Source organism: Paraburkholderia saeva (genome assembly GCF_907164555.1).
GTDB lineage: Bacteria > Pseudomonadota > Gammaproteobacteria > Burkholderiales > Burkholderiaceae > Paraburkholderia > Paraburkholderia saeva.
Genome location: NZ_CAJQZC010000004.1, coordinates 193,431 through 217,604, shown reverse-complemented (window position 1 = coordinate 217,604; position 24,174 = coordinate 193,431). Strand labels below are relative to the sequence as shown.

At 63.2% G+C, this 24,174-nt stretch carries 20 protein-coding genes; 8 read left to right on the top strand and 12 right to left on the bottom strand.

The annotated features are described in order from the left end of the window. The first annotated feature begins 13 nt into the window (after window positions 1-13). Window positions 14-2,353, top strand: a complete 2,340-nt coding sequence (locus tag LPA36_RS12475) for a TonB-dependent receptor (RefSeq protein ID WP_228876869.1) — start codon at window positions 14-16, stop codon at window positions 2,351-2,353. A 95-nt stretch (window positions 2,354-2,448) separates the two neighbouring features. Here the strand turns inward: LPA36_RS12475 and LPA36_RS12470 are convergent, their stop codons facing one another. After that, window positions 2,449-3,558, bottom strand: a complete 1,110-nt coding sequence (locus LPA36_RS12470; protein WP_228876868.1) for a beta-propeller fold lactonase family protein — start codon at window positions 3,556-3,558, stop codon at window positions 2,449-2,451. A gap of 172 nt (window positions 3,559-3,730) precedes the next feature. Then, entirely contained in the window at window positions 3,731-4,291 is a 561-nt protein-coding gene (locus LPA36_RS12465) for a DUF3280 domain-containing protein (RefSeq protein ID WP_324250934.1), read from the bottom strand. A 1-nt stretch (window position 4,292) separates the two neighbouring features. Between LPA36_RS12465 and LPA36_RS12460 the strand changes: the two genes are divergently transcribed. From LPA36_RS12460 to LPA36_RS12440, 5 genes are all read left to right on the top strand, one after another. Continuing rightward, complete coding sequence (locus LPA36_RS12460; RefSeq protein WP_228876867.1) at window positions 4,293-4,538, top strand: hypothetical protein; 246 nt, start codon at window positions 4,293-4,295, stop codon at window positions 4,536-4,538. Window positions 4,539-4,776: 238 nt separating this feature from the next. Continuing rightward, window positions 4,777-5,991, top strand: coding sequence for an NnrS family protein (locus LPA36_RS12455; RefSeq protein ID WP_228876866.1), 1,215 nt, complete (start codon window positions 4,777-4,779; stop codon window positions 5,989-5,991). Between the two features lie 338 nt (window positions 5,992-6,329). Continuing rightward, a complete protein-coding gene (locus tag LPA36_RS12450) occupies window positions 6,330-7,490 on the top strand; it encodes an HPP family protein (RefSeq protein WP_228877494.1) in 1,161 nt (386 codons plus the stop codon). Window positions 7,491-7,567: 77 nt separating this feature from the next. Continuing rightward, window positions 7,568-7,981, top strand: coding sequence for a MarR family winged helix-turn-helix transcriptional regulator (locus LPA36_RS12445; RefSeq protein ID WP_228876865.1), 414 nt, complete (start codon window positions 7,568-7,570; stop codon window positions 7,979-7,981). Between the two features lie 6 nt (window positions 7,982-7,987). Next, window positions 7,988-9,766: a chloride channel protein gene (locus LPA36_RS12440; RefSeq protein WP_228876863.1), complete on the top strand. Its 1,779-nt coding sequence runs from the start codon at window positions 7,988-7,990 to the stop codon at window positions 9,764-9,766. Between the two features lie 18 nt (window positions 9,767-9,784). Here LPA36_RS12440 and LPA36_RS12435 read toward each other — a convergent pair whose 3' ends face one another. From LPA36_RS12435 to LPA36_RS12425, 3 genes are all read right to left on the bottom strand, one after another. After that, window positions 9,785-10,231, bottom strand: coding sequence for a hypothetical protein (locus LPA36_RS12435; protein ID WP_228876862.1), 447 nt, complete (start codon window positions 10,229-10,231; stop codon window positions 9,785-9,787). A gap of 151 nt (window positions 10,232-10,382) precedes the next feature. Beyond that, window positions 10,383-10,628 (bottom strand): hypothetical protein, encoded by a 246-nt coding sequence (locus tag LPA36_RS12430; protein WP_228876860.1) that lies wholly within the window; start codon window positions 10,626-10,628, stop codon window positions 10,383-10,385. Between the two features lie 38 nt (window positions 10,629-10,666). After that, entirely contained in the window at window positions 10,667-11,197 is a 531-nt protein-coding gene (locus tag LPA36_RS12425; RefSeq protein WP_407674267.1) for a lecithin retinol acyltransferase family protein, read from the bottom strand. 475 nt (window positions 11,198-11,672) lie between these two features. Between LPA36_RS12425 and LPA36_RS12420 the strand changes: the two genes are divergently transcribed. After that, complete coding sequence (locus tag LPA36_RS12420; protein ID WP_228876859.1) at window positions 11,673-11,960, top strand: hypothetical protein; 288 nt, start codon at window positions 11,673-11,675, stop codon at window positions 11,958-11,960. A 5-nt stretch (window positions 11,961-11,965) separates the two neighbouring features. Continuing rightward, entirely contained in the window at window positions 11,966-12,736 is a 771-nt protein-coding gene (locus tag LPA36_RS12415) for a PP2C family protein-serine/threonine phosphatase (protein ID WP_228876857.1), read from the top strand. Between the two features lie 43 nt (window positions 12,737-12,779). On the opposite strand, the gene LPA36_RS12410 is transcribed toward LPA36_RS12415, so the two are convergent. The 7 genes from LPA36_RS12410 to LPA36_RS12380 all read right to left on the bottom strand — a co-directional run bounded on the left by LPA36_RS12410 (window position 12,780) and on the right by LPA36_RS12380 (window position 24,105). Then, window positions 12,780-14,111, bottom strand: coding sequence for a sigma-54 interaction domain-containing protein (locus LPA36_RS12410; RefSeq protein ID WP_228876855.1), 1,332 nt, complete (start codon window positions 14,109-14,111; stop codon window positions 12,780-12,782). Next, window positions 14,108-17,164, bottom strand: coding sequence for a peptidase domain-containing ABC transporter (locus tag LPA36_RS12405; RefSeq protein WP_228876854.1), 3,057 nt, complete (start codon window positions 17,162-17,164; stop codon window positions 14,108-14,110). The genes LPA36_RS12410 and LPA36_RS12405 overlap by 4 nt, the downstream gene beginning before the upstream one ends. Before the next feature lie 4 nt (window positions 17,165-17,168). Next, entirely contained in the window at window positions 17,169-17,921 is a 753-nt protein-coding gene (locus LPA36_RS12400) for a peptidylprolyl isomerase (protein WP_228876852.1), read from the bottom strand. 78 nt (window positions 17,922-17,999) lie between these two features. After that, on the bottom strand, window positions 18,000-19,373 hold the full coding sequence (locus LPA36_RS12395) for an HlyD family efflux transporter periplasmic adaptor subunit (protein WP_228876851.1): 1,374 nt from the start codon (window positions 19,371-19,373) through the stop codon (window positions 18,000-18,002). Further along, window positions 19,351-21,849 carry an FHA domain-containing protein gene (locus LPA36_RS12390; RefSeq protein WP_228876849.1) on the bottom strand — a complete coding sequence of 833 codons (2,499 nt, stop codon included), beginning with the start codon at window positions 21,847-21,849 and terminating at the stop codon, window positions 19,351-19,353. Before LPA36_RS12390 ends, LPA36_RS12395 begins: the two co-directional genes overlap by 23 nt. Window positions 21,850-22,060: 211 nt before the next feature. Next, window positions 22,061-23,443: an efflux transporter outer membrane subunit gene (locus LPA36_RS12385; RefSeq protein ID WP_228876847.1), complete on the bottom strand. Its 1,383-nt coding sequence runs from the start codon at window positions 23,441-23,443 to the stop codon at window positions 22,061-22,063. A 386-nt stretch (window positions 23,444-23,829) separates the two neighbouring features. Beyond that, window positions 23,830-24,105 (bottom strand): hypothetical protein, encoded by a 276-nt coding sequence (locus tag LPA36_RS12380; protein ID WP_228876845.1) that lies wholly within the window; start codon window positions 24,103-24,105, stop codon window positions 23,830-23,832. Window positions 24,106-24,174 lie beyond the last annotated feature (69 nt).

The window sequence follows — 24,174 nt, the reverse complement described above, 5'->3', positions numbered from 1 at the left end:
GCAGGAGACAACGATGAAGAGCATGCCGCACGAGCTGCCCCGGGCGCATCCGTTCAAACCCCGTGCTGCGCTGCGCCTGTGTTTTGGCAGTGCGCTCGCAAGCGTCACCGTCGCGGCCGCCGCGCAGGACGCCACGACCGGCGCCACCGCGCCCGAACCCGCGGCCCCGGCTACGCAGGCCGCCGTGCAGGAACTGCCGCCGATCCTCGTGATCGGCACAACGCCGCTCGTCGGTGTCGGCACGCCGCTTGAACGGGTGCCCGCGAACGTGCAGACCGTCCGCGGACGCGACATCGAAAAGCAGCATCCGGTCACGCTCGGCGATTATTTCGCGGCGAACCTGCCAGGTGTCTTCATCAACGATGCGCAGGGCAACCCGTCGCAGGCCGACATCACGTATCGCGGATTTACCGCGTCGCCGCTGCTCGGAACGCCGCAGGGGCTCTCGGTCTTTCTCGACGGCGTGCGCATCAACGAACCGTTCGGCGACGTGGTGAACTGGGATCTGATTCCGCAGGCCGCGATCAGCACGATCCAGCTGATTCCGGGCTCCAACCCGGCCTTCGGTCTGAATACGCTCGGCGGCGCCATCTCGGTCACGACGAAGAACGGCAACACGAACCCCGGCGGCAACGCCGAAGTCAGTTTCGGCTCGTTTGGCCGCAAGGTCGCGCAGATCGAACAGGGTGGCGCGATCGGCTCGAACCTCGATTACTACTTCACGGCCAACATCACGAACGACAACGGCTGGGCCGATCACAATTCGAGCCAGTTGCGCCAGGCGTTCGGCAAGCTGCGTTATCACGACTCGGACAACACGATATCGCTCTCGATGGGCGGCGCCGACAATACGTTGAACGGCTCGCAGACGATTCCGAAATCGTTCCTCGACAATCGCGCCCAGGCGTATACGTATCCGGATACCAATGAAAACAGTGTCGGCTATCTGACGCTTTCCGGCGAACACTACTTCACGCCGAACATCGAACTGAGCGGCAACGTCTACTACCGGCATTATCGAAACAGGAACACCAGCAGTAACGTCAACGACGACTTCGGCACCGTCGACGACGACGGCGACATCGACACGATCCAGGCGACCAACGACCAGTCGGTGATCGTCACCGACAGTTACGGCGCCACCCTGCAGCTCACGTTGCTGAACCGGCTGGCGGGCATGGACAACCAGCTCGTGCTGGGCGCAGCCGCCGATTTCGCGAACTCGCATTTCACGCAGCAGTCGCAGGACGCGTTTTTCACCGACTCGCGCGCGACCATCGGCATCGGCGATTTTTCGCCGCAGACCGACGCGAAGACGCGCAACCAGACGTACGGTGTCTACTTCGAGAACACGCTGGCGTTCACGGAACAGTGGTCGATGACACTGGCGGGACGCTACAACTGGGCGAAAGCCGTGATCTCCGACGATAGCGGCATCCAGCCTCTGCTCGACGGCAACCATACGTTCTCGCGCTTTAACCCGGCGATCGGCGTCAACTGGAACCCCACGTCGTATTTCACGGCGTACGCGACGTATAACGAAGGCATGCGCTCGCCGACTGCAATCGAGCTTGCCTGCGCCGATCCGGCTGCGCCCTGCTCCCTGCCTAACGACTTCATCGCCGATCCGAATCTCCAGCCGGTGATCTCGAAGACGTTCGAAATCGGCGCGCGCGGCCGCATCGGCAGCGCGAGCTCGTGGAGCGCGGCGATCTACTCCACGACGCTCGATAACGACATCCAGTTCGTCAGCAGCAATGGCGCAGCGAGCACGCTCGGGTTTTTCCAGAACGTCGGCAAGACGCGCCGACAAGGGCTTGAACTCGCAGGCCGCACGCAATACGGTCCCGTCGCGTTTACCGCGAGCTACGCCTACGTGGACGCAACGTATCGCTCGACGTGGACCGAGAACAGCTCGAGCAATTCGAGCGCGGACGCCGACGGCAATATCACCGTCAAATCCGGTGACAGGATCCCGGGCATTCCGGCCAATACCGTCAAGCTGCGCATCGACTACACGCCGTTCGCGAAGTGGAACATCGGCACGAACCTGACGTATCGCGGCAGCATCTTCGCACGTGGCGACGAAGACAATCAGGATGTGAACGGCAAGATTCCGGGCTACTTCCTGATCGATCTCGATACGACGTACAACGTGACGAAGAAATTCCAGATTTTCGCCAGCATCAAGAACCTGCTCGACAAGAAGTATTCGACGTTCGGCATCGTCGGCGAGAATTTCTTCAACGGACCGAATCACACGTTCGACGGCGCGAATCCGGTCAACGAACAGTTCCTCGGTCTCGGCGCGCCACGCGGCTTCTGGGTTGGGATGCGGTACGCGTGGGATTGACGCGGGCGGTCGTGGCCGCGAATGCAAAAGACCGCGACGAATGTTCGCGGTCTTTTGTCATCCGGGCATATCGATGCTGCCCGACTTCATGATGCTCAATGCGATTCGATCGAACCTGAGCTGGCCGGATACGTGACGATGCCCCACGCGAGCGGCAGGTCGGAGATCTGCTTGACCGTCTGATAGTTCGAAGCGTCGAGCACGTACACCGCGTTCGAGCGTCCACAGGCAAGCAGCACTTTCGAGCCGTCCGGCGTGAAACTGAAGTGCCAGCACCGCTGGCCCACGGGCGCATCGCTGATGTGCTCGTAAGTCTTCGCGTCGAACACCTGAAGCGTCTTGTCGCGCGAAGCCGCCACAAGCAGATGCTTTCCCGACGGATCGAACGCGACGCCGTAGGGACCCAGCTTCGTATCGACCGTCTTCACGGTTTTCAGGCTCGCGCCATCGAGCACGACGAACTTGTTGGTGTTTTCCAGCGTGACGACATACTGCTTTCCATCCGGTGTAGCGCGAATGCCGCGCGGCCGCGAACCTTTGGGCACCTTGATGCTCCGCACGGGCGCCCCGCTGCCGACGCGATACACCGACACCGTATCGTCGCCTTCGTTCGTCACGAGCAGCAGCTTGCCGTCCGGCGAAAACTCGACGCCTTCCGTTTCATGGCCGCTCTTCACCGAGCGCACCACTTTCAGTGTCTTCAGGTCGACGATTGCGATTTCCGCGGGCGGCGAGTTCGCATCATCGTCGTCCTTGCCGCCGGGTCCGTGCTGCTCGCCGCCGCCTGCCGCAGCCGATGCGCCCGCGGCACCCGGCGTGCCTGGCGGCGGTCCGTTCTCGCCGGGTTCATACGTCACGTATGCGAAGCCGCGATGTACGCGCACGAACTCGGGGTTCTTGCCGATCTTCGCGCGGCGTTCGACCTTGCCGGTCGCGGTATCGATTTCCGCGAGATCGCCGGTCTTCTTGTTCGCGACCAGCAGATGTTTGCCGTCCGCAGTCAGGCTGAGTCCGCGTGGGCCATCGTCGCCGAGCGAGATGGTGTTCGAGAGCGTCATCTGGTCGAGATCGATAACGCCGACGCCGGCGGTCTCGCTCGTCACGTAGGCCACGGGCGTCGCGGCCTGCACCGTGCCCGCGCCCGAGGCGATCGCTCCAGACGTGGACAGGAGCGCGAGATGCACCGCCGTTCTTGTGAAACGCATGATTGTCTCCGGCTTTCTGTTGACGTGCGGACTTCGGGAATCGCTGCGGCCCGCAGGGTGAGTCTGACCTGAAGCCCGATCCTCAAGTTAGCCCATCCGCCCTTTGTCTGGCAATGCAACCGGGCGGGAGAATTTCCCGAATTCCGCGCGCCCGCGATGCTGTTGTGCGCCGCTACTGCTGCTCTCGCGCCAGTAGGTCCACCAGCGCGATCACGCCGCGCTGCCACGACAGATCGGTATTGCCGCGTATGTCGACAGAGCGCTGAAAGACGGTCGCGCCCGTTTGCACGTCTTCGATCCGCAGGTTGATGTTCAGGATCAGGTTACTGATCTTCTGCACCCAGCACACGCCAACGCGCCCGGCGTTCAGCCGGCGCCCCACTTCGCGTTCGCATCCGTTGCACGCGTTGAGGTCCTGCGCGGACTGCAACGACGCAATCAGGGCCGCCGCAGGCGCGTTGTCCGCGACGCGGTAGAGGCCGCGGTCGCGCAACGCGCTGCGTAACTGGTCGCTGATCATCGTGACGCGCAGTTGCTGGACGCGGTTCACGTCGGCATCGTTGTAGACGGCGTTGTCGTCGATCAGTGTGCAGTCGGGAATGGCGATCGTGCCCGCAACGCCTGCGGATTGCGCAAGCGCTTCGAACGGCAGCGCCGCCGCGCACATGCACAGCAGAGCGGCGACGATGCGCGTTTTCCAGATCGGGCACGGCATTTCAGGCAATCGGATCACGGTGGCATGTCTCCTCGAAACCAGCGGGTATCGCGGCGCACTCCACGCAAGAAGCGTGCAACCGGATAGCGTCACGGTCGCCAGCCTGATCGTGCAGCGCAGCAACATCGTCTCCGGCATACGGGAGCCGCGCTTTCACACGCTGCTCGCGAGGATGGTGAGCAAAGCGCAAGGCAACCGCATCGCGGACGCGCTCGCGCCGCTGATGGAACCGAGGCTCGCGGCAATGTCGCTGCCGTTCGTCTGATGCGGTGACCGTGCACGGCGGGCACGTGCGAACGTGCCCGCCGCGGATAGCCTGCGCGCTCTTGCCACGCGCGTCTCGCCCTGAATTTTCCCCGGCAAATCATTGCCTTGACGTCTTCACGACAGAACAATCCCGGCTATTTTTCCCGCCCCTGCGATGCATTCCGCGCGCATGCATCGCATACTGGTTTGCAGGCATCGATACCTTCGGGCAGTAAACCAGACCACGCGGGACCAGCATGAAAATCGCAGAGCCACGCCAGACCTTTGTCGCGCCGCCCGAGCGGCAGCCGTCGCATCGCTTCGCGCTCTTCAATCTGGGCTTCCGGCCGCTCTACCTGGGCGGTGCAGCGTGCGCCGCGGTGGCGCTGGCGGTGTGGCTTCTCGTGCTGCGCGGCGTGCCTTTCACAGGCGGCTATCTGCTGAAGCTCAATCCGGTCGCGTGGCATGCACACGAAATGGTGTTCGGCTTCGCCGCGGCGATCATCGCGGGGTTTCTGCTGACGGCCGTACGCGCGTGGACCGGCATGACGACTGCACGCGGGGTCACGCTCGCGCTGCTCGTCGCGACGTGGCTCGCCGCGCGCGTGCTGGTATGGAGCGGACCGGCCGTGCCCGCGGCCGTGATCGACAGCCTGTTTCTACCCGCTGCCGCGCTATTGCTGCTGCGCACACTGCGCCGTGCGGGTAACCGGCGTAACTATTTTCTCGTGCCCGTGCTGCTGCTGTTCGGGCTGCTGAACGCGCTCTTTCATTACTTCACGCTCGCAGGCGCTGCGGATTTTGCGCTGCGCTGCGTCGTGGCGTCCATCGGCATCGTCGTGCTGCTCGTCAGCGTGATCGCCGGACGCGTCGTACCCATGTTCACCGCCAACGCCATTCCCGGTTTTGTGTCGCGCCGCTGGCGGCCAGTCGAACTCGCCGTGTCGCCCGTCACGCTGCTGGCGCTGTTCGCGGATGCCGCGCAGGTGAACCCTTTCGTCGTCGCCACGCTGGCGGTGCTAGCGTGTGCCGTCCACGCCGCGCGAATGGTGGCATGGCGCTCGTATGCGGTGCGCCGGCCGCCGATCCTGCTGATCCTGCATCTCGCGTACGCGTGGATTCCGGTCGGCTTCGCGCTTCTCGTGCTGAGCGCAGCCGGCGACGTGCCGCACACGCTAGCCGTGCATGCGTTCACGGCAGGCGCCATCGGTGGCGCGATCATCGCCATGATCACGCGCACCGCGCGTGGACACACCGGCAAGCCGCTCGCCGCCGACCGCCGCGATATCGCGAGCTATACGCTCGTCATGGCGGGCTCGACGCTCCGGGTGTTCGGACCGCTCATCGCGCCGCAGTTCTTCCTCTTCTGGATCACGGCGGCGGGGCTCTGCTGGATCGTGGGATTCGGGATCTACGTCATGGCGTACGCGCTGCCGCTGTGCCGCCCGCGTGAGGACGGCAAGCCCGGCTGAACAGGTCATCTGTTGCAAACGCGCACTGGAGTGCGTTCAGGACACGCACGGAGATAAGAGAAAACCCGGGGTCATACGGGTTTTCCATGATGCAATATATCACCCCGTGAGGTGTATTCGCGGTGCAGATCTGGCGCGTCACATCGCGACTGCCCCGCATTTCTGGCACTTTCAGGTGCGGATCGGCCGCTTTTTCCGCACCGCCGGCCGTCGATTTATATCACGTTGGCATACATTCATGAGCACAAGTTCTTTCCCTTATTCCTGAGTTTCACTTAAGGTGGCGGCACCTTCACCCGACCCGACAGGCCGTGCCCCGCCCGCTCCTCTCCCATACGCTGTCCACGTCCCCGCGGCTCGCGTGGTTTGCCCGATTCGCCCCCGCCGCCCTCACGGTCCGCTGGCCGGAACGGCTACGCGCTTGCATCGGCGCGCTGCTCGGCATCGCGTTCACCGGCATGATCACGCATTTCCTCGTCGGGCCCCTCGCGATGATCCCGCTGCTGGTGGCACCCATGGGTGCCTCCGCCGTGCTGCTCTTCGCCGTGCCGTCGAGCCCGCTCGCGCAGCCGTGGTCGCTCATCGGCGGCAATCTGGTTTCGGCGATGGTCGGCGTGTTCTGCGCGCACTGGATCGCCGATCCGGTCATCGCTTCAGCGCTCGCGGTTTCGCTTGCGATCTGCGCGATGTTCGCGCTGCGCTGCGTGCACCCGCCTTCAGGCGCGGTTGCGCTTACCGCCGTGCTGGGCGGCCCGGTTGTACATGCACTCGGATTTGGCTTCGTGTTCGCACCGATCGCCATGCAGTCGGCCTCGCTGCTGTGCGCCGCGCTCGTCTGGCACGCCGTCACCGGACATCGCTATCCGCACGCCGCGCACGTTTCGACGGGCGCAGCGGCAGCCGGTAGCGAATCGCGCGGCGGCGTCACGCGCGCCGATCTCGAAGCCGTCATCAACCGGCGCGGCGAACTGCTCGCCATCGATCCGGACGACCTCGAGTCGCTGCTGCATGAGGCCGAGATGCGCACCTGGGCGCGCACCTTCAGCGCGACGACCTGCGAGGACGTGATGTCGAAGGGTGTGATCAGCATTTCGCCTTCCACCACGGTCAAGACGGCGACGCACCTGCTGACGCGCCACGGCATCAAGGCGCTCCCGGTCACCGATGAGGCCCGCCAGGTGGTCGGCATCGTCACCCGTACCGATCTGTCGGGCAACCCGACGGGACGGCGCAGGCGCCCGACCGAAAGCCTCTCCGCGCGCTGGTTCACCGACACGCCGAACCCTGACGCGACCGTCGCCACCGTGATGAGCACGGAAGTCTGCGCCGTCGAAGCCAGCACGCCGATCGGCGACCTGGTTCCGCTTTTCGCGGACCGCGGACACCACCACATCCCCGTGCTGGACGCGGGACGTCAACTCACCGGCATCATCACGCAGGCCGACCTGATCGCAGGCCTGTACCGGCAGACGCAGGTTCAGCAACGCCTGGTCGCGTGATCTTCCGAACGGCGGACTTTATATCATCTTGTGATATATTCGCCGTTTAACCTGCTTCACTGACGGGCGAATTCCTGATGAAAGTGACCACACGCGCGCTGGCGAAGTCGGACTTCGAACAGCTGTCGGAGTTTCGTTACCAGATGCGGCGCTTCGAGCGCTTTTCCGAGCAGGCCGCGCAAGGCGAAGGCATCACGCCGCTGCAGTATCTGCTGCTGCTCCATATCAAGGGCTACCCGGACCGCGACTGGGCGACCGTCGGCGAACTGGCCGAGCGGTTGCAGGCGCAACACCATGGCGTCGTTGCGCTGGTCTCGCGTTGCGAAGCGCTGGAACTGGTGACGCGCAAGGTCAGCGAAACCGACCGGCGCCAGGTCGAAGTTCATCTGCTGAAGGCCGGCGAGAAAGTGCTCGCGCGCCTCGCCGAACTGCACCGCGCCGAACTCCGCTCGCTCAAGGGCGCATTCACGATTCCCCAAATCGATCTGTAAATCACCATGCAACACGATACGCACAAGCGCGACTTCTCGATCAACGGGCGGCTGCCCGGCATTTCCGCGCTCGCAGCCGGCATCGGCGCGCTCAGTACGCTCGCGGCCTACGTGCTGCTGAGCCTGATCCATCTCTTCACGAACCTGTTTTTCTTCGGCAGCTTTTCGTTTGCGGACCGCTCGCCGGCGCTCAATACGCTCGGTGCGTGGGTCATCCTGATTCCGGCGGCCGGCGGTCTGATCGTCGGCTTGATGGCACGCTTTGGCTCGCCGAAAATCCGCGGTCACGGCATTCCCGAAGCCATCGAAGCGATTCTTTTCGGCAAGAGCCGCATGTCGCCGAAAGTCGCGATACTCAAGCCGCTGTCGTCGGGCATCGTGATCGGCAGCGGCGGCCCGTTCGGCGCAGAAGGTCCGATCATCATGACGGGCGGTGCGCTCGGTTCGCTGATCGCGCAATGCGTGAAGGTGACGTCGGCCGAGCGCAAGACGCTGCTCGTCGCGGGCGCCGCGGCCGGCATGACAGCGGTGTTCGGCACGCCCGTCGCGGCCGTGCTGCTGGCGGTCGAACTGCTGCTGTTCGAATGGCGCCCGCGCAGCTTTCTGCCCGTCGCGCTCGCGTGCGCCGTGGCGGGTTTCGCGCGCGCCGCGTTCTTCGGCACGGGGCCGCTCTTTCCGCTCGTCACCGCACCGCCCGACGCGTGGTCACTTGTCTCGTGCGTCATTGCGGGCCTGCTGTCGGGCGCGCTGGCGTCCGGCCTGTCCACGGCGCTCTACAAGACCGAAGACCTGTTCGGCCGTCTGCCGGTTCACTGGATGTGGTGGCCTGCGATCGGCGGTCTCGTCGTGGGTCTTGGCGGGCTGATCGAGCCGCGCGCGCTGGGCGTGGGCTATGACGTGATCGGCGATCTGCTGCACCAGCACCTCGCGTTGCGGGTGGCGATCGCGATTCTCGTCGTGAAGGCCGTGATCTGGGTCGTCGCGCTGGGTTCGGGCACGTCGGGTGGCGTGCTTGCGCCGCTGTTGATGCTCGGTGCCGGGCTCGGCACGGTGCTCGCGCACTGGCTGCCGGGAAGCGAACCGGCGCTGTGGCCGCTCATCTGCATGGCGGCGACGCTCGGCGCCACGCTTGGCGCACCGCTGACCGCCATCGTCTTCGCATTCGGCCTGACGCACGACAGCAATGCATTGCTGCCGCTGCTCGCAGCGACGCTGGTCGCGCACGGATTCGCCACGGTCGTCATGAAGCGTTCGATCATGACCGAGAAAATCGCACGTCGTGGATATCACATCTATCGTGAGTACGGTGTCGATCCGCTCGAACGTCACTACGTGGATGAAGTCATGACCCGCACGGTCGATGCCATCGATGCCCATCTCACCGTGCGCGAAGCGCTTGCGGCATGGTTCGGCGCGACGCAGACACGGCGTGCGTATCCCGTGGTCGAGGATGGCACGGTATTGGGCGTCGTGGATCGCGCGATGCTGGAACGGGTGCGTGATACCGAAACCGGCGACGCGTCCGGCCAGACGCTTGCCGACATGCTGCACACGCATTCAACGGTATTCGCGCTCGCCGACGAGACCTGCCGCGTTGTCGCAACGCGCCTCGCGGTGCACGGCCTGGAACGGCTAGCGGTGGTGACGGATCTGGAGAGCCGGCGCCTTGTCGGCATCGTATCGCGCAGCGATCTCGTCAAGCCGACGATCGCCCACTTCGAAGAAGAGCACAAGAAGGAACGCTTCCGGCATCTGCGCCTGCGCGTTGGCAGGCACCATTCCTGATTGGTATGCCGACGGGCGCTAGCGCCCGTCGCAGAGGATCGCGGTCACGAGAAGCGGGACGACCTGCTTGACGACAGCCTGGCTACCCGCTTCGCGCACGCGCGACTCGACGGTTTCGGCCGGCCCGTTCACCACGGCGCCGTAAGCGGAATCGCTGATCGGCTCGCCGCTCCCCTGCTTGAAGATCGCATCGTCGCGTTCGTAGCCGAGCACGGCGTACACGCGAAATCCGAACGCCGTCAGATTGCTGCCGTGAATCGGCCGGAATGCGTTGATCGAGTTCGCCTCGACGCGCATCGGGTTCGGCTCGATGTACTGGCTGTTGAGGAGTTGCGAGATGAAGTCGTGCGCGTTCGATTTGCAGTCGAGCTGCGGATCGAGTTCGTAGGCGCTGCACAGCACCGGCATGACCAGGGTGCCGCCGGTGACGAACGCGATCAGTGCATGGACAGCGACCTTTCTCATGGTAGCAATGCCGTTTCCTTTATCGCGTCACCCTCTCACGCGACGGCGCGAGGCGTATGTACGCTAGCCGCCAGTGTCACACATCAGAATCAGGCTTGCAGGCGAGCAACCAGCGGCGCTGCCACCTGCCAGTTTGCATCGAAACCGGCGCCTATGCGGCGAGCCGGCGGCCGTCCATAGCAGGTCGGACATCGGAAGGCGGGAATACGTTCCATGAGCCGTCGGCGTGCCGGAAAAAGATAATCGACAGCAGGCCGCCCGGCCGCAGCGCCTCGACGCACACATACCGGCGACGCGCGAGGCCGTGGCAAAAGCGCGTGACACGGGCGGGCATGGCGGGCGTCGGTGCGAGCCACTTGTCGACGGCCTGGTGCAGGGATTTTTCGGCGGCGTTCATGACAGTCTCCTTTGCGTGTTCCGATTCCGGGTGCGGTATCAAGCGGCCTCGGCCGCGACATACGCATCGTTTCTGCCGCCTTCGACGAATGCCTTGACGAGGCACACGAGCGCGCGCACACCAGCACGCGGATGGGTGAGGCAGGTCTGCACCTGTTCGCTATGGCTCTTGCCAAGCAGGCACCACGCGCAGAAGTGCTCGCAGTTGTTGGTGAGCAGGCGATAGCGGTTTTCGCCGAGACGGGAGCGGGCGCGGCGCACCGCTTCTTCGCTGCCGTAGCGTGCATGCGGATAAGGGCGGACCATCACCGCGTGCCCGGCAGCAAACTGCGCCAGCGTGACTTCCTCGACCGGACCGCGATGCGTCGATGTAGCGAATCCCGAATAGTGAACAACCCGGCCTTCCCCGACATAGATGCCGTGGTGTTCATAGCCACGACGTTCGGTCACGAGATGCGCGCCGAGGGGAAGTTCGCTGTACGTGCTGAGCGGAAGGTCCGGCGACATCGCAACGACGATGGGGTCCCGTCCCCACCCTTCGCTGCATGTCAGTTGCTGGTTGCTGTTCATGGCTGCCCCGATTTCGTCTGGTTCGTCTGGTTGCTGCAAGCGGCGCTTGCACCCGATGGCCAACACTTCTGACGGGTGTTGCGCATCAACCGGGCCATGTAACGCAAACCATTGATTTATATCGATATTCAAGTTTTCGCAAGGTAGGCGCGACACCGGTTGTATGGCTCGGGCCGACACAATTTCTGGCGAACTGTTGGCGACGAACCGCCATTTCAAATCAGGGCGCGCGCGCCCGTCTTTACATACTGGGTGTTGGGTCGGCCACCGCTATGCGGCGACCGCTGTTGGCGCGGGACCAACGGACAGGTGGGAAATGACGTGGATCGAGGGCGCGAGCACGCCGATATTCTTTTAACAATCAATGCGTTACGCGACACACACGTGACGCGGGGAGTTTCGGCACGGCCCTTGCATGTAAGGGCTCAGACTTCTTTTGATCAGGCCGTGTCAGACGGCCAACCGGAGACCCAACATGGCTTCCATTACTGTGAACGACCTCTCGTTGAATCTCGCGCTGGATCGCAAGGCGATGGCTGCGATCCGGGGCGGCGGCGGTGCGCCGTGGGTGTATGGCTGGATCCAGCCGTACGTTCGCGAAACGCCGAGCTTCGGCCCGACCGTTAACCTGTACGAGATCTCGAACAGCTTCTATGCTAACCAGATGATCAACACGTTCCAGTCGGTCGACGTCAACAACACTGGCTCGAACTCGAACATCAATGTGTCTCCCGACGTTCGCAGCAAAAACAATGCGGTGTAAATGTCGTGACCTGTGCCAGCCTGTTTCGATGGACGTCATCGGCGCGTTCCGATGTGGGACGCGTCCGTGAGATCAACGAAGACGCCTGCCTCGATCAGTCAGGGCTGGGACGCTGGGCCGTCGCCGACGGCATGGGCGGCCATGCGGTGGGTGACCTGGCAAGCCGTCTCGTCATCGAAACGCTAAGCCAGCTGGCACCCCCCGCGAGCATGAAGCGCTTCATCGCGGATGCACGCACCCGGCTGCAGGTTGCGAACCGACAGCTGCGCGAAGAAGCCTCGCGACGCCAGGTGCAGCGCATCGGCAGCACCGTCGTCGTCCTGCTGGCGTGCGACCGCTTCTGCGGCTACCTGTGGGCCGGCGACAGCCGGATCTATCTGCTGCGGCAGGGCCAGTTACAACAGTTGACGCGCGACCACAGCCAGGTCGAGGAATTGCGCCAGATGGGCCACATCACCGACGAGGAAGCGCGCAATCACCCAGCGCAGCACATGATCACGCGCGCGGTCGGCGCGACCGACCGGCTCGATCTCGACGAAGCCGCCATCGAAGTCGCCGACGGCGATATCTTCCTGCTCTGCAGCGACGGACTCTGCAACGAGGTGAGCGACCAGGAAATCCGCGTTGCGCTCGCATCGGTGGATTGCCTGCGGGCTTCGGACGAACTGGTGGAAATCGCGCTCGCACGCGGTGGTCGCGACAACATCACAGCGGTGGTCGTGCAGGCCGAAGACCCCGCTGTGTCCGACAAGACGTTGCTGAACCCCGCGCCCTGAAACGCGTCTGGATGGGTGCTGCCCTTTGCGTTCATTCCACGCGTCAACCGGCCTCTTTCTCTTCGCTGTCGTCGCGGCTTTCCTTGCTCGCGTGATTGCGAAAATCCTTCGAATGCAGGCCATGTTTTTTCAGCAGCATCTGCAGATGCGAGCGGTTCATGTCGACGCGCCGCGCAAGTTCCGCCACCGTGCCGCCCACTTCATGAAGACCGCGTTCGAGAAACGCCTTTTCGGCTTCGTCGCTCGCGGCCCGCTTCGCGTCGCTGAGCGACATCAGGTTCGCGACGCTCGCACCATTTGCGCCTGCCGCACGCGCGCCGCCCTGCGCTGCTGGCGTCGTGATTGCGGGCCGCATGTCGACCGGCAGATGCTCCATGTCGGCGGTGTCGCCTGCGAGGCACGAGATGCGATACATCACGTTGCGCAACTCGCGGATATTGCCCGGATACGCGTAGCTCAACAGAAAATCGCGCAGCCGTGGCGTGAGACGAACCGGCCGGCGCTTGAGCACACCCGCGGCTTCGTCGGCGAACCATGAGAACAGCAGCGGGATTTCGTCACGTCGCTCGCGCAGCGGCGGCAGCGTGACGTGAATCACGCTTAACCGGTAGAACAGGTCCTCGCGAAACCTGCCCTCTTCGCTCAGTTGCCGCAGATTGCGATTGGTCGCCGCGACGATGCGTGTATCGACGGCAATCGGCTCATCGGAACCGACGCGCTGGATTTCGTGCGCTTCGAGCACACGCAGCAGTTTCACCTGACCCGCGAGCGGCAACTCGCCGATTTCGTCGAGAAAGATCGTGCCCGTATGCGCGCTTTCGAATTTCCCCTTGCGATCGCTCGACGCGCCGGTAAACGCGCCGCGCCGATGGCCGAACAGTTCCGACTCCAGCAGATTGTCGGGAATCGCGCCGCAATTCACCGAGATATACGGCTTGTCCGGGCGGCTGCCGTTCGCGTGGATGACCTTCGCCATCAGTTCCTTGCCGGTACCGCTTTCGCCGTCGATCAGCACAGGCAGATCGGTCGGCGCGGCTTTCTCCGCGATTTCGAGCGCTTCGAGCAGACGCGGGTTGTCGCCGAACGTGCCTTCGAAAATGAAGCTGCGTTCAAGCAGGCCCTGGCGCCGCGCCTGACGCGACTGCTCGACGCGCACCGGCTCGGCCACCGCCGCCTGCACGAAGCGCTCCTTGTGCGACATCTGCATGACTTCGTCGCGCAGCGTATTCGCCTGACGCAGCAGCTTCTCGATATCCGCGCGTTCGAGCCGCGACGACCAGCGCAGCGTCGAGCGCAGGATTTCGATCTTCTCGATCAGGGCGGCATACGAGATCGCGGGGCTGGTGTCTTCGGGCTGGTCGAGTATCTGCATCACGCGCTCAACTGTTTTTGAACGAGCTGGTAGTACATGCCTTTGCGTTGCACGAGTTCTTCGTGCCGCCCCTGTTCCACGATCGCGCCTTCGTACAGCACGAGAATCTTGTCCGCGCGCATGATCGTGCTGAGCCGGTGCGCAATGATGACCGCCGTGCGTCCCTTCAGGATATCGTGCATGTTGCCGAGAATATTGCTCTCGGACTGCGAATCGAGCGCGGATGTCGCCTCGTCGAACACGAGCAGACGCGGGTCGTGATACAGCGCGCGGGCAATGCACAGGCGCTGGATCTGTCCGCCCGACAAACCGATGCCGCGCTCGCCGACAATCTGCTCATAACCGAGCGGCATCTTGCTGATGAACGCGTGCGCGTCGGCCATTTTCGCGACTTCCTCGATGCGGCGGCGGTCTGGCGTGTCGTCGCCGCTCGCGATGTTTTCCGCGATCGTGCCGGAGAACAGCAGATTGCTCTGCATCACGTAGCCGATCTGCGCACGGTAATACGCCTTGTCGATCACATTGAGGTCATAGCCATCCACCGACATCCTGCCTTCCGTCGGCGCGTAAAAGCCCACCAGCAGCTTGGCAAGCGTGGTCTTGCCCGAGCCGCTGCGTCCGACGATCGCGACGAGTTCGCCCGGCTTGATATCGAAGCTGATGTTCTCCAGCACGTACGCGCTTTCATTGTCGCCGTAACGGAAGTACACACCGTTCAGGCTGATTTCGCCCTGCAGGTCGGGCAGCATCACGCGCGATGCAAGGTCCTGCGGCTTCTGTTCAGGCTCGATATCGAGCACGTCGCCGAGCCGTTCCATCGCGACGCCTGCGTCGTTCAACATGCTCCACAGTCCGACGAGCCCCATCAGCGGGCTTAGCACGCTGCCCATGAACGCGTTGAACGCAATCAGCTGGCCGATCGTCATTTCGCGTGCGAGCACGAGATTCGCCCCGACCCAGAGAATCGCGATGGTCGTCGCGGCGTTCAGCAGCTGGCTGCCAAGGCCGACGAGAATGCTGAACGCGTGCGCGCGATACTGCACTTCAAGTGCCTTCGCGTATTTCTTTTCCCAGCGCAGACGCACCGGCCGTTCGATGCCCATGCCCTTGACCGTCTCGACACCCGCAAGCGCTTCCATCAGGAACGACTTCGAATCGGTCGACGAGGTGAACGATTCGCGCGCATAGTTCTTGATCTTTGGCGTCGCGATGACGGTGAGCGCCATGATCGGGATCACGAACGCGATCAGCACCAGCGTCATCCTCACGTTATAGAAGAACATGATCGAGAAGTAGATGAACACCATCAGCAGATTGAGCGCGGTGGTCACCGTCGATTCGGTCAAAAACGCACGGATCGTCTGGTTCTCCTGGAAGCGCGCAAAGATGTCGCCGGTCTTGCGCTTTGCGAAGAACGAGAACGGCAGCGACATCGTGTGCTTGAAGAACTGCGACATCATCGCGAAGTCCATGTTGCGCACCATGAAGTTCGCCAGATACGCACGGATCGACGACATCAACTGCGAAAACACGTTCGAGATGATCAAGCCGACGATCAGCAGATGCAAGAGGCTCACGTTCTGATGGACGATCACGCCATCGAGGATGTTCTGGATGATGAGCGGCGGAATCACGCCCAGCACCTGAATCACGAACGTCGCGAGGAACAGGTACGCGAGAATCTTCTTGTACGGCGTGAGATAGCCGACAAAACGGATCCACGGTGAGCGCGACGCCGAAATCTGCACGAGGTTCGGGCCGGCGGTAAACACGAGGCATGTCCCGCTCCAGCCGCGCTCGAAGTCTTCAACCGTGAGCTTGCGAAAGCCCAGCGCGGGATCGGCAACCCACACGTAGTCTTTCGATACGCCGTACACCACTACGTAGTGATAGCCTTCCCAGTGCACGATGAACGGCAGGTCGAAGCCGCGCAGCGAATCGAACGTGCATTGCACGCCGCGCGCCGTGAAGCCAAGCGATTCGCCGGCACGCGCAAGGCTGTCCAGGGTCGCACCCTGCGTCGTCACGTTAGCCAGTTCGCGCAGCTTGCCAAGCGTCATCGGAATACTGTAGTGACGGCACACCATCGCAAGACACGCCGCGCCGCAGTCCATTTCCTCGGCCTGCTCGACGAGCGCAAACCGCTTGATGACCTTCTCGCCGAATTCAGGCTTCGTATGAAGGTCGAGCATCAGCGGCAGCTTGCGGCGCTGCTCGATGCGCTTCTGGCGTTGCAGTTCGCGATCGCCATAGCGGATGCGCTCTTCAAGCACTTCGCGCAGCTTCGGATTGCGATCGAGAATGAAGTGGACCGTGCGCTCGGGAATCACCAGCAGGCGCGTATCGGTTGTCGCCACCACCGAAGCCATCTGTTCCTGACGCATCAGGCAGGCCTTCTCACCGAAGATTTCGCCTTCCTTGAGCGTGGCAAGCGTGTATTCGTTGCCGTCCTCGTTACGAACGATCCGCACCTCGCCCTGACGTACGACGTAAAGGCGGCGATCATCGCGCCCGTCCTGCTTGAGAATTTCCTTGCCGGCCGTCACGCGTTTCACGCCGACACTGCGCACGTATTCCTCGAGTTCGGCCTTGTTCAGCTTGCCGCGCAGATCGAAGAGTTGCGCAACGAAGCCGCCCGCCGAACTGATCGCGACATAGCTCGCGATGAATGCCATCGCCGCCTGATTGCCCGCGATAACAGGCTCGATCGCACCACGCGGAATGAACAGCAACTCGGTCTTCGCCGATGCGCGCACCGACGACTCATGCATATACGCACGCAGCATCGCGATATCGGCGAAGATTTCCCCCGCCTTGCGCACGCCCATGCTGATTTCCTTGCCGTGCTCCTCGGTAAAGATCCGCACCGATCCTGAACGGATCACAAAGAGACCTTCTGCCGGCTCGCCCGCGTTACACACGGTTTCGCCAAAAGAATAGAAGCGCGGCTGCGCGTGTTCCGCGAGACGTTCGAGTTCGTCGCGCGAGAACGGCGAGAGAATCTCGACGGTCGAGAGAAAATCGGCCGTCGAAGGCGTGGTCTGGGGCGCGTCCATGTGCCTAGCGCGCCTCGATCACGTGTTCCTGCGAGCGCGCGATCAGCCAGCCTTCGCGCAGCAGACGCCTCACTTCGGCGGCGACGTCCGCGTCGAGCGTCGCGGGATATTTCGCGGTGACAGCAAAAATCTCATAGCAGGAACGGTCGGGCGAAGGAAACGGCCCAAGCAGATCGCCGACCTGTGCGTTAAAGATCTTCGCCTCGATATCGGGCTTGAGCGACCCGCGCAACACCTTGCCGATCACGCCGCCCGCCTCGCGCGTATCGGCAATGGAATGCTCACGCGCCATCTCGGCGAAGCTCTCGGGATCGTCGTTCAGGTACGAGATCATTTCCTTCGCCTTGCCTTCGCTGTCGAGCACGATATGGCTTACTTCGATCGCGTCGAACTTCGGCGAATTCAGCGAGAAGTATTCTTCGATCGCCGCTTCGTTGCCGACCTGGTCGAGCATCTTCTCCTGATACAGCCCGTCGGTGATGAACGCCTCGAACTCGTCGAGGCTCACATTGAGCGTATCGAGGTACTGGTTCATGTCGGTTGCGCGATGCAGGCCGCGCACGCGTCGAAACTGGTCGGCGCGCTGCTGGATTTCGTCGGCGGTGACGGTGATGCCCTGCTTCTTCGCCGCATGCACCGTGAGCTTGTCGCGCACGAGCTGCTCGATCAGGCTCTCGAACTGACCTGTCAGTTTAAGCAGCCGGATGAATTCGGCGACGTCCACGACTTCTTCATCGATTCGCACTATCGCGGTCATGTCGTCCGCTCCTAAGGTTGGGCCGTGCACGTTCGCGCGACCATCGGTTCTTTTCGGTGCTGCACCTTCACACTTCGATCAGCCGGCAATCTGCCGGAACGGATCGAGGCCCAGATCGATCAGACGCCGCTCGCGCACGACGATCTCCGCATTCGCTGTCATGCCGTATCGCAATGGATAACGGGTATCCGCGATCTGGTAGTAATTCCTGTCGAGTGTGACGCGACCTTCATAGACAGGCTGCTTGTCGACTGCCGAAGGTTTCGTCGCGGGCGATATGTACGCCAGCGTCCCGCTGATGAGCCCGTAGCGCTGGTAAGGAAACGCGTTGAATTTCATCTTGACCGGCAGGCCTTCGTGAAGGAACGCGCGGTCGTGTTCGGGTATCTCGATCTTGAGCACCTGGCGCGCGTCTTTAGGCGCGATGCCGCCAAGCGGCGCGTTTGCCTGAACCTTGTCGCCCGGCTGCGTCGACGTCACATCGGTAATCACGCCGGAAGTCGGCGCGAGAATCAGCAGGAAGTTGTCCTTGTCGATATTCTCGAAACGGATGCGCGCCGCGGCGTCCGCGACGAGTCGCGCGGATTGCACCTGCAGCCGCAGCTTGTCTTCCGTGGTGGAAATTTCCCGGACGGCCGCGTCGTATTGAATCTGCAGGTTGGTGGTTTCCTGTCCGCTCGTTTCGAGTTGCGCGTTGGCCTGCGTATATTCGTGGCTCAGGCGGAAGTCGAGTTCCGCGAGCTTCGACTGGGCAACGCGATAGGCGTTTTCCGCCGCGAGATACGCGGTGCGCTTCGACTCGACCTGAAGTTCCGCGATACCGCCGCCGCCAGGCTGCGCAAAGAGCCGCGAATAACTGTCGAGCTCCTGGCGCGCCGCGTCGCGCGAGCGTCGCGCGTTGTCGAGGATGCTGCGCGCTTCGTCGAGTTCGGCTTTCTGTCCTTCGGCGAGCTTCGTCGTACCTTCGGCGACACGCGTTTCATGCTGGCGCGTTTCGACGTCGATCTGGTCCTTGAGCGCCGCGACCTTGCGTTCCATCAGTGCCTTTTTTTCCGGGAACTGCTGCCATTCGCGCTCGGCATCCTCGAGTTTCAGCTGCGCCTGGAGCGCGTTGCTCGCCGCCTCGATCGCGCCGCGCGCGTTGAGACGCGCGAGCACGTCGCCCTTCGATACGGGCTGGCCTTCGGCGATGTACACGTCGGCGAGTTCTCCGTCGATCGGCGCATAGAAGCGCCGCACATCCGATTCCGGCGAGAGCGTGCCCGGCGCGCTCACGATCACATCCGCGCGGCCCACGAACGACCACAGCAGCCCGACGACCACGAGCCCCGCCATCGCCAGGATCAGCGCACGGGCGAGCTTGACAGGCTCGGCCATCAGGATCGCGATGCCTTCGGCGCTGTGGTCCTCCAGCGCCTCGGACAGCAACTTAGGGTGACTGTCGCGTTTCACTGCTGTCGCCTCCGATGAGTGCCAGCTTCGACTTCAACAGTTCAGGTTCGAGCACCATGCGCAACTCCTGCAACGAGCGACGCTGCATGTCCGCTTCGGCGTTGATATCGGCAAGCAGCGTGTCCCAGTCGGACGGATGATCCGCCTTTAGCTGCGTATAGATGCGCATGCCCTGCTGCGCGAGCGACTGCGCGTCGGACAGCAGATGTGCCTGACTGCGGAAGCCGCCGGAGATGCCGGATTCGAGCCGCTGCGTGCCGCCAATCGAGCCGTTCGCACGATACTGACGCCATTCGGCCTGCGCGCGCGTGAGCAGATCCTGCGCGCGGGCCAGCGCCTTGTCGTGCGTCGCGGTGACGTCCGCTTCGATCGCGTGCATGAACCACGTGTCCGCCGCCGGATCGAGCGCGGCGTAGAACGACAGCAGACGCTCGTCGTAACCCTTCGTGCCGCGCGACTTCTGCAGATCCGCGTACTGGTCGAGCACGGCCCGCTTGTGCGTCTGCTCGGCCGTCAGCACGTCGGACCACGGGTTCGCGGGAATCGCCTGCAACGCGGCGAGCGTCTGCATTCCATCGCCGCGCTGCCACGCGGCCGTGGCCGCGTCGTGGCGCTGGATCACATCGGCGGAAGGCAGACGGCTGGCCGCCAGCCGCGCGTATTGCGCGTTGAACGGCGGCGTCGAAAAATGCGCGCTCTTCATTGCGGCGAGCAACGGGGTGAGCTTTCGCGCGAGCGCATCGGCCAGCAGTTCCGTGTACGCCTTCAGGTCGCCGCGCACACGGTCGAGGCCCGCGAGACGCGGATAACGCTGCGCGTAATCGTCGAGCACCGGCGGCAACGCGTCGGGCTTGTCGCGCGCAAGCTCGGTGTTGATCGTCGTATTCAGGCGGTCAATGGCCGCCAGATAGACCGAATCGTCGCTTTGCAGCTTGCGCAGATGGCTCAGCGCCTGCGCGTACGGATCCGCGAACGCCGGCACATACGAGGCGATCCGGTCGAGCGCGCGCTGGTGGGCCCGCGCGTCGTCGTCCCAGCGCCTGAGCAGATCGCTGATCTTTCCTTCGTCAGCATAGATGCGGATCGGGGCATCCGGGCCGCCGCGTCCCACCACGAAACGTTCGAGATCGCCTACCCACCGCAGTTCGCCGACAAGCGAGACCGCATCGGGATTTGCCGCGCCGATCGTTTTCATGTTGCCGAGCAGCGAATCCGCGCGGTCGAATTCGCGTTTTTGCAGCGCGGCAAGCCAGTCGGGCACCTTCGCCTTCATGAGCGCTTCGCTTGCCAGCGCTTTCAGATGCACGTCCGCGGGATGCTGGCGCACGTCGTCGTTCGCGACGCTCAGCGCCTCTTCGTAATCGCCCGCCGCAAGCAGGTTCTTCAGCTCGCGCTCCGATGCGCCCCTCAAATACAGCGCCACGCCGATCCCCGCCACGACGACGACACCCGCGATCGCGCACCATACGGCACGCCGTGTCGCGAGACGCTCGCCGCCGGAAAAAGCGCTCGAGAGTTCCGTCGCCAGCACGCGCCAGCGCCGCTGCACGCGATGGGGACGCGTGTCGCGCTTCGTATCGTCGGGGTCGGGTCGGGTCGCTTCGTTGACTTCGTCTTCGCGCTGCCGCGCCTGATCGACGCAGAAGATATCGAGGAACGAATGCGCCGCGCCGACGAAGGTGGTCTTGTCGGCGTCGATTTCTTCGATCGGCGGGGTGGCAATCATCTGGGTCACGGTCGGCTCGAATTCGGGTGTCTGCTGCAGTTCCACCCTGTAGACGAAGTGATCGCCGCCGAATGCAAGGACGTCGCCTTCCTGCAACGCATGCGCCGACTCGTCGAGCCGCCTCCCGTTGACGAACGTGCCGTTCGTGCTGCCCAGATCCTCGACGTACAGATCGCCCGCGCGCACGAAAATGTGCGCATGGCGCCGCGAAATGTAATTGACCTGATGCGGATACCGTTCCTTGTAGCGCGCGAAAACGTCGTCGGCTTTGCTGATGAGAAACGGGAACGCGCGCACATCGATGGGCAAAAGGCCCAGGTCGCCGCGCTCGGGCACGAGCGTGAGGCCAGCCGGCTGCGCAGCCTGCGCGGCGGCGACAATACGCGCGCGCGGCTCGATGCCGACGCGATACGAGAGTTCGCCGCCAAAGCACAACTCGTCGCCAGCGCGCACGCGGCCCGGTGTCTGCCGGACGTCCTTGCCGTTTAGCGTCGTGCCGTTCTTGCTCTCGAGATCCGCGACGTAGACGACGCCGTGTTCGGTAAAAATGCGCGCGTGCCGGCGTGAAAGGCGGGTGAGCAGCTCACGCGGATAATCGACGAACGGCGGTTCGCTGCGGCCGATGGCAAACAGCGAGTCGATGATCCGGATCGCGCCGAGCGCCGGGTGCGACACCGGCGAGAGCACGACGTCGAACGCCTGGTCCAGTGTCGTGCGCACCTCGGCAATCTGGGCTTCGCCTGGAGTCATGGTCTGGATCACTAAGCGTTTACCCGCTGCCGCGGATGCGTCAGTGGCGCGCCGCTGGGATCCGCGGCGGATGCTGCGAGACGCGCCCGACCGTGTGGGCCGCGGTCACACAAAGATTGTAAGTCACACATCGCGGTAGTCAATTGTCCGGCACGGAAGATGAACGGCGTGAGCAACCACTCACCGTGCGCCTGGACACCGCTTGACCGGTTCATTGCTGCTTTACCTGCAACTGCACGTCAACGGTCGGCCAGCCGCCGCCGAGCGCCTTGTAGAGCAGCACGGTGTCCGACAGAATCTGCTGATGATTGGCCAGCAGATCCTGCTGGGCCAGCAGCAGCGAGCGTTCCGTCTCGAACACTTCGAGCTGCGACACCACGCCTTCCTTCAGTTGCGCTTCGATCTGGTTCGCGACGATCTGCAGCCGCGACACCTCTTCCTGTAGTTCGACGCGCTGTTGACGGTGCGAACTCAGGTTGACGAGTGCACTCTCCGTTTCTTCAAACGCAGCCATGACCGTGCTGCGATATTGCTGCTCGGCGACTGTCTGCTGCGCCTGCGTGGTTTTCACGTGCGCCCGCACGCCCGGGTCGAGTAGCGGAATGTTGATGCTCGGCATGAAGCCGTAGGTGAACGACTTCAGCAGATCCGTCAGCGCGAAACTGGCTGTGCCGGCGTGGCCCGTCAGGCTGATCGTCGGCAACTGCGCGAGCTTGGATTCGCCCACCAGGTCGTACGATTCGAGCACGCGGAATTCCGCTGCGACCACGTCGGGCCGGCGCGACAGCAGTTGCGCGGGCAAGCCGGCCGGCACCGGCGGCAGCTGGACGCGCTGCTGGAGATGCCCGGTCGGCAACCTGAATTCCCCGGCAGGCACGCCGACGAGCGTCGCGAGCGCGTTGTTCGCCACGTCGCGCGAGCGGCGCAGTTCCAGCAGTTCGTTAGTCAGACGATTGATCTCCGCCTGCTGGCGCAGCACCTGCGTCTTCGGCACGAGGCCGTTGCGGTTCATGCCGTCGTAGATCGCGAGGATCTGGCGGTTCGTCGCGAGCGTCTTCTGTTGCTGCTCGATCTGGTCGTCGAACTGGAGAATCTGGAAATACGTCGTCGAGACGTTCGATACGAGTTCGAGGTAGCCCGCACGCCAGTCGGCTTCGGTGGCATGAAATTCGGCTTTTTGCGCCTGCACACCCTTCTCGACCTTGCCCCAGATATCGATGTCCCAGTTCACCTGGGTCGCAAGGTTGTATTGCTGCGTAAAGGGCTGGCCGGTGATCTTCTGGAAATTCGCGCCGGCGCCAAGATCCATCGTCGGCAGCGCGCCGGACTTCGCTTCGCCGATCTGCGCGCCGGCGACGTCGATGCGTGCGGCCAGCACCTTGATATCGAAGTTGCCGGAAATCGCCTTTGCAATGAGCGTATTCAGGTACGGGTCCTGAAAGCCCTTCCACCAGTCGGGTTCAATTGTCTCGGCAGGCGAAACGATCGAGCCGGTCTTGTCGGACCACGACGCTTTCGCCGGTGTATCGGGGCGCTTGTAGTCGGGCATGCTGACATCGACACATGCGGAAAGCAAAACGGCGGAAAGCAGCACGGCGCCGAGCGTCCTGAACGCGCGTGTGGAAGATGCGGCAGGGAGAGGTTCTGCGCCTGCTCCATCATCCGCGACACGACGGCTGGCTGACGCGATGCGACAGGTACGACGGACTCTCGAATGAAGCAACGCTGACACGATAATCTCCGGTCAATCCAGCGGCACTGCATTCGGGCGCGCGCGATCAGGCAAAGCTCGTCCTGCACGTCTTCCGGTTCGGAAGCGTGGCGGGCGGTTGGGCGCGGGGGTAGTTGCGGTGCGGCGAGGTCTATAAAAAGAACGATTGGTGGTGGTCTCTTTTTCATTTGAGCCGGCGTACGCGATGGCGTCGCCGGCTTCTGTCCGCGGAGACGGCGAGGTCTCCGCGGTGGTCTCCCCGTCACGCTTTACATGTTGACGGTGTTCTTGCTGTCGATATACGGATTCGAGATCGTCTTGACGTTGTCAAGGAAAGCCGAGTCGTTGCCGGTAGCGATCTGCGAGCCGAGCTGGTTTTCGTTGAGCTGCTTGACGTAGGCCGTCTTGCTGGCATCGAACGTGATCGGCATGATGTTGACGTAGTTGTTCGACGGGAACGGTGCGAAGCCACCGCGCACGGCGCGCATCTTCTTGCTGTCGAGGTCTTGAGCATTCGAAAGGTCTTTGATCATCAGCGTTGTCATGATAGGTCTCCAAAGGGTAAAGGTCAGGTCCTGCATCTGGTTTCGAGCATCTTGTCTGCTCGGGTGTCA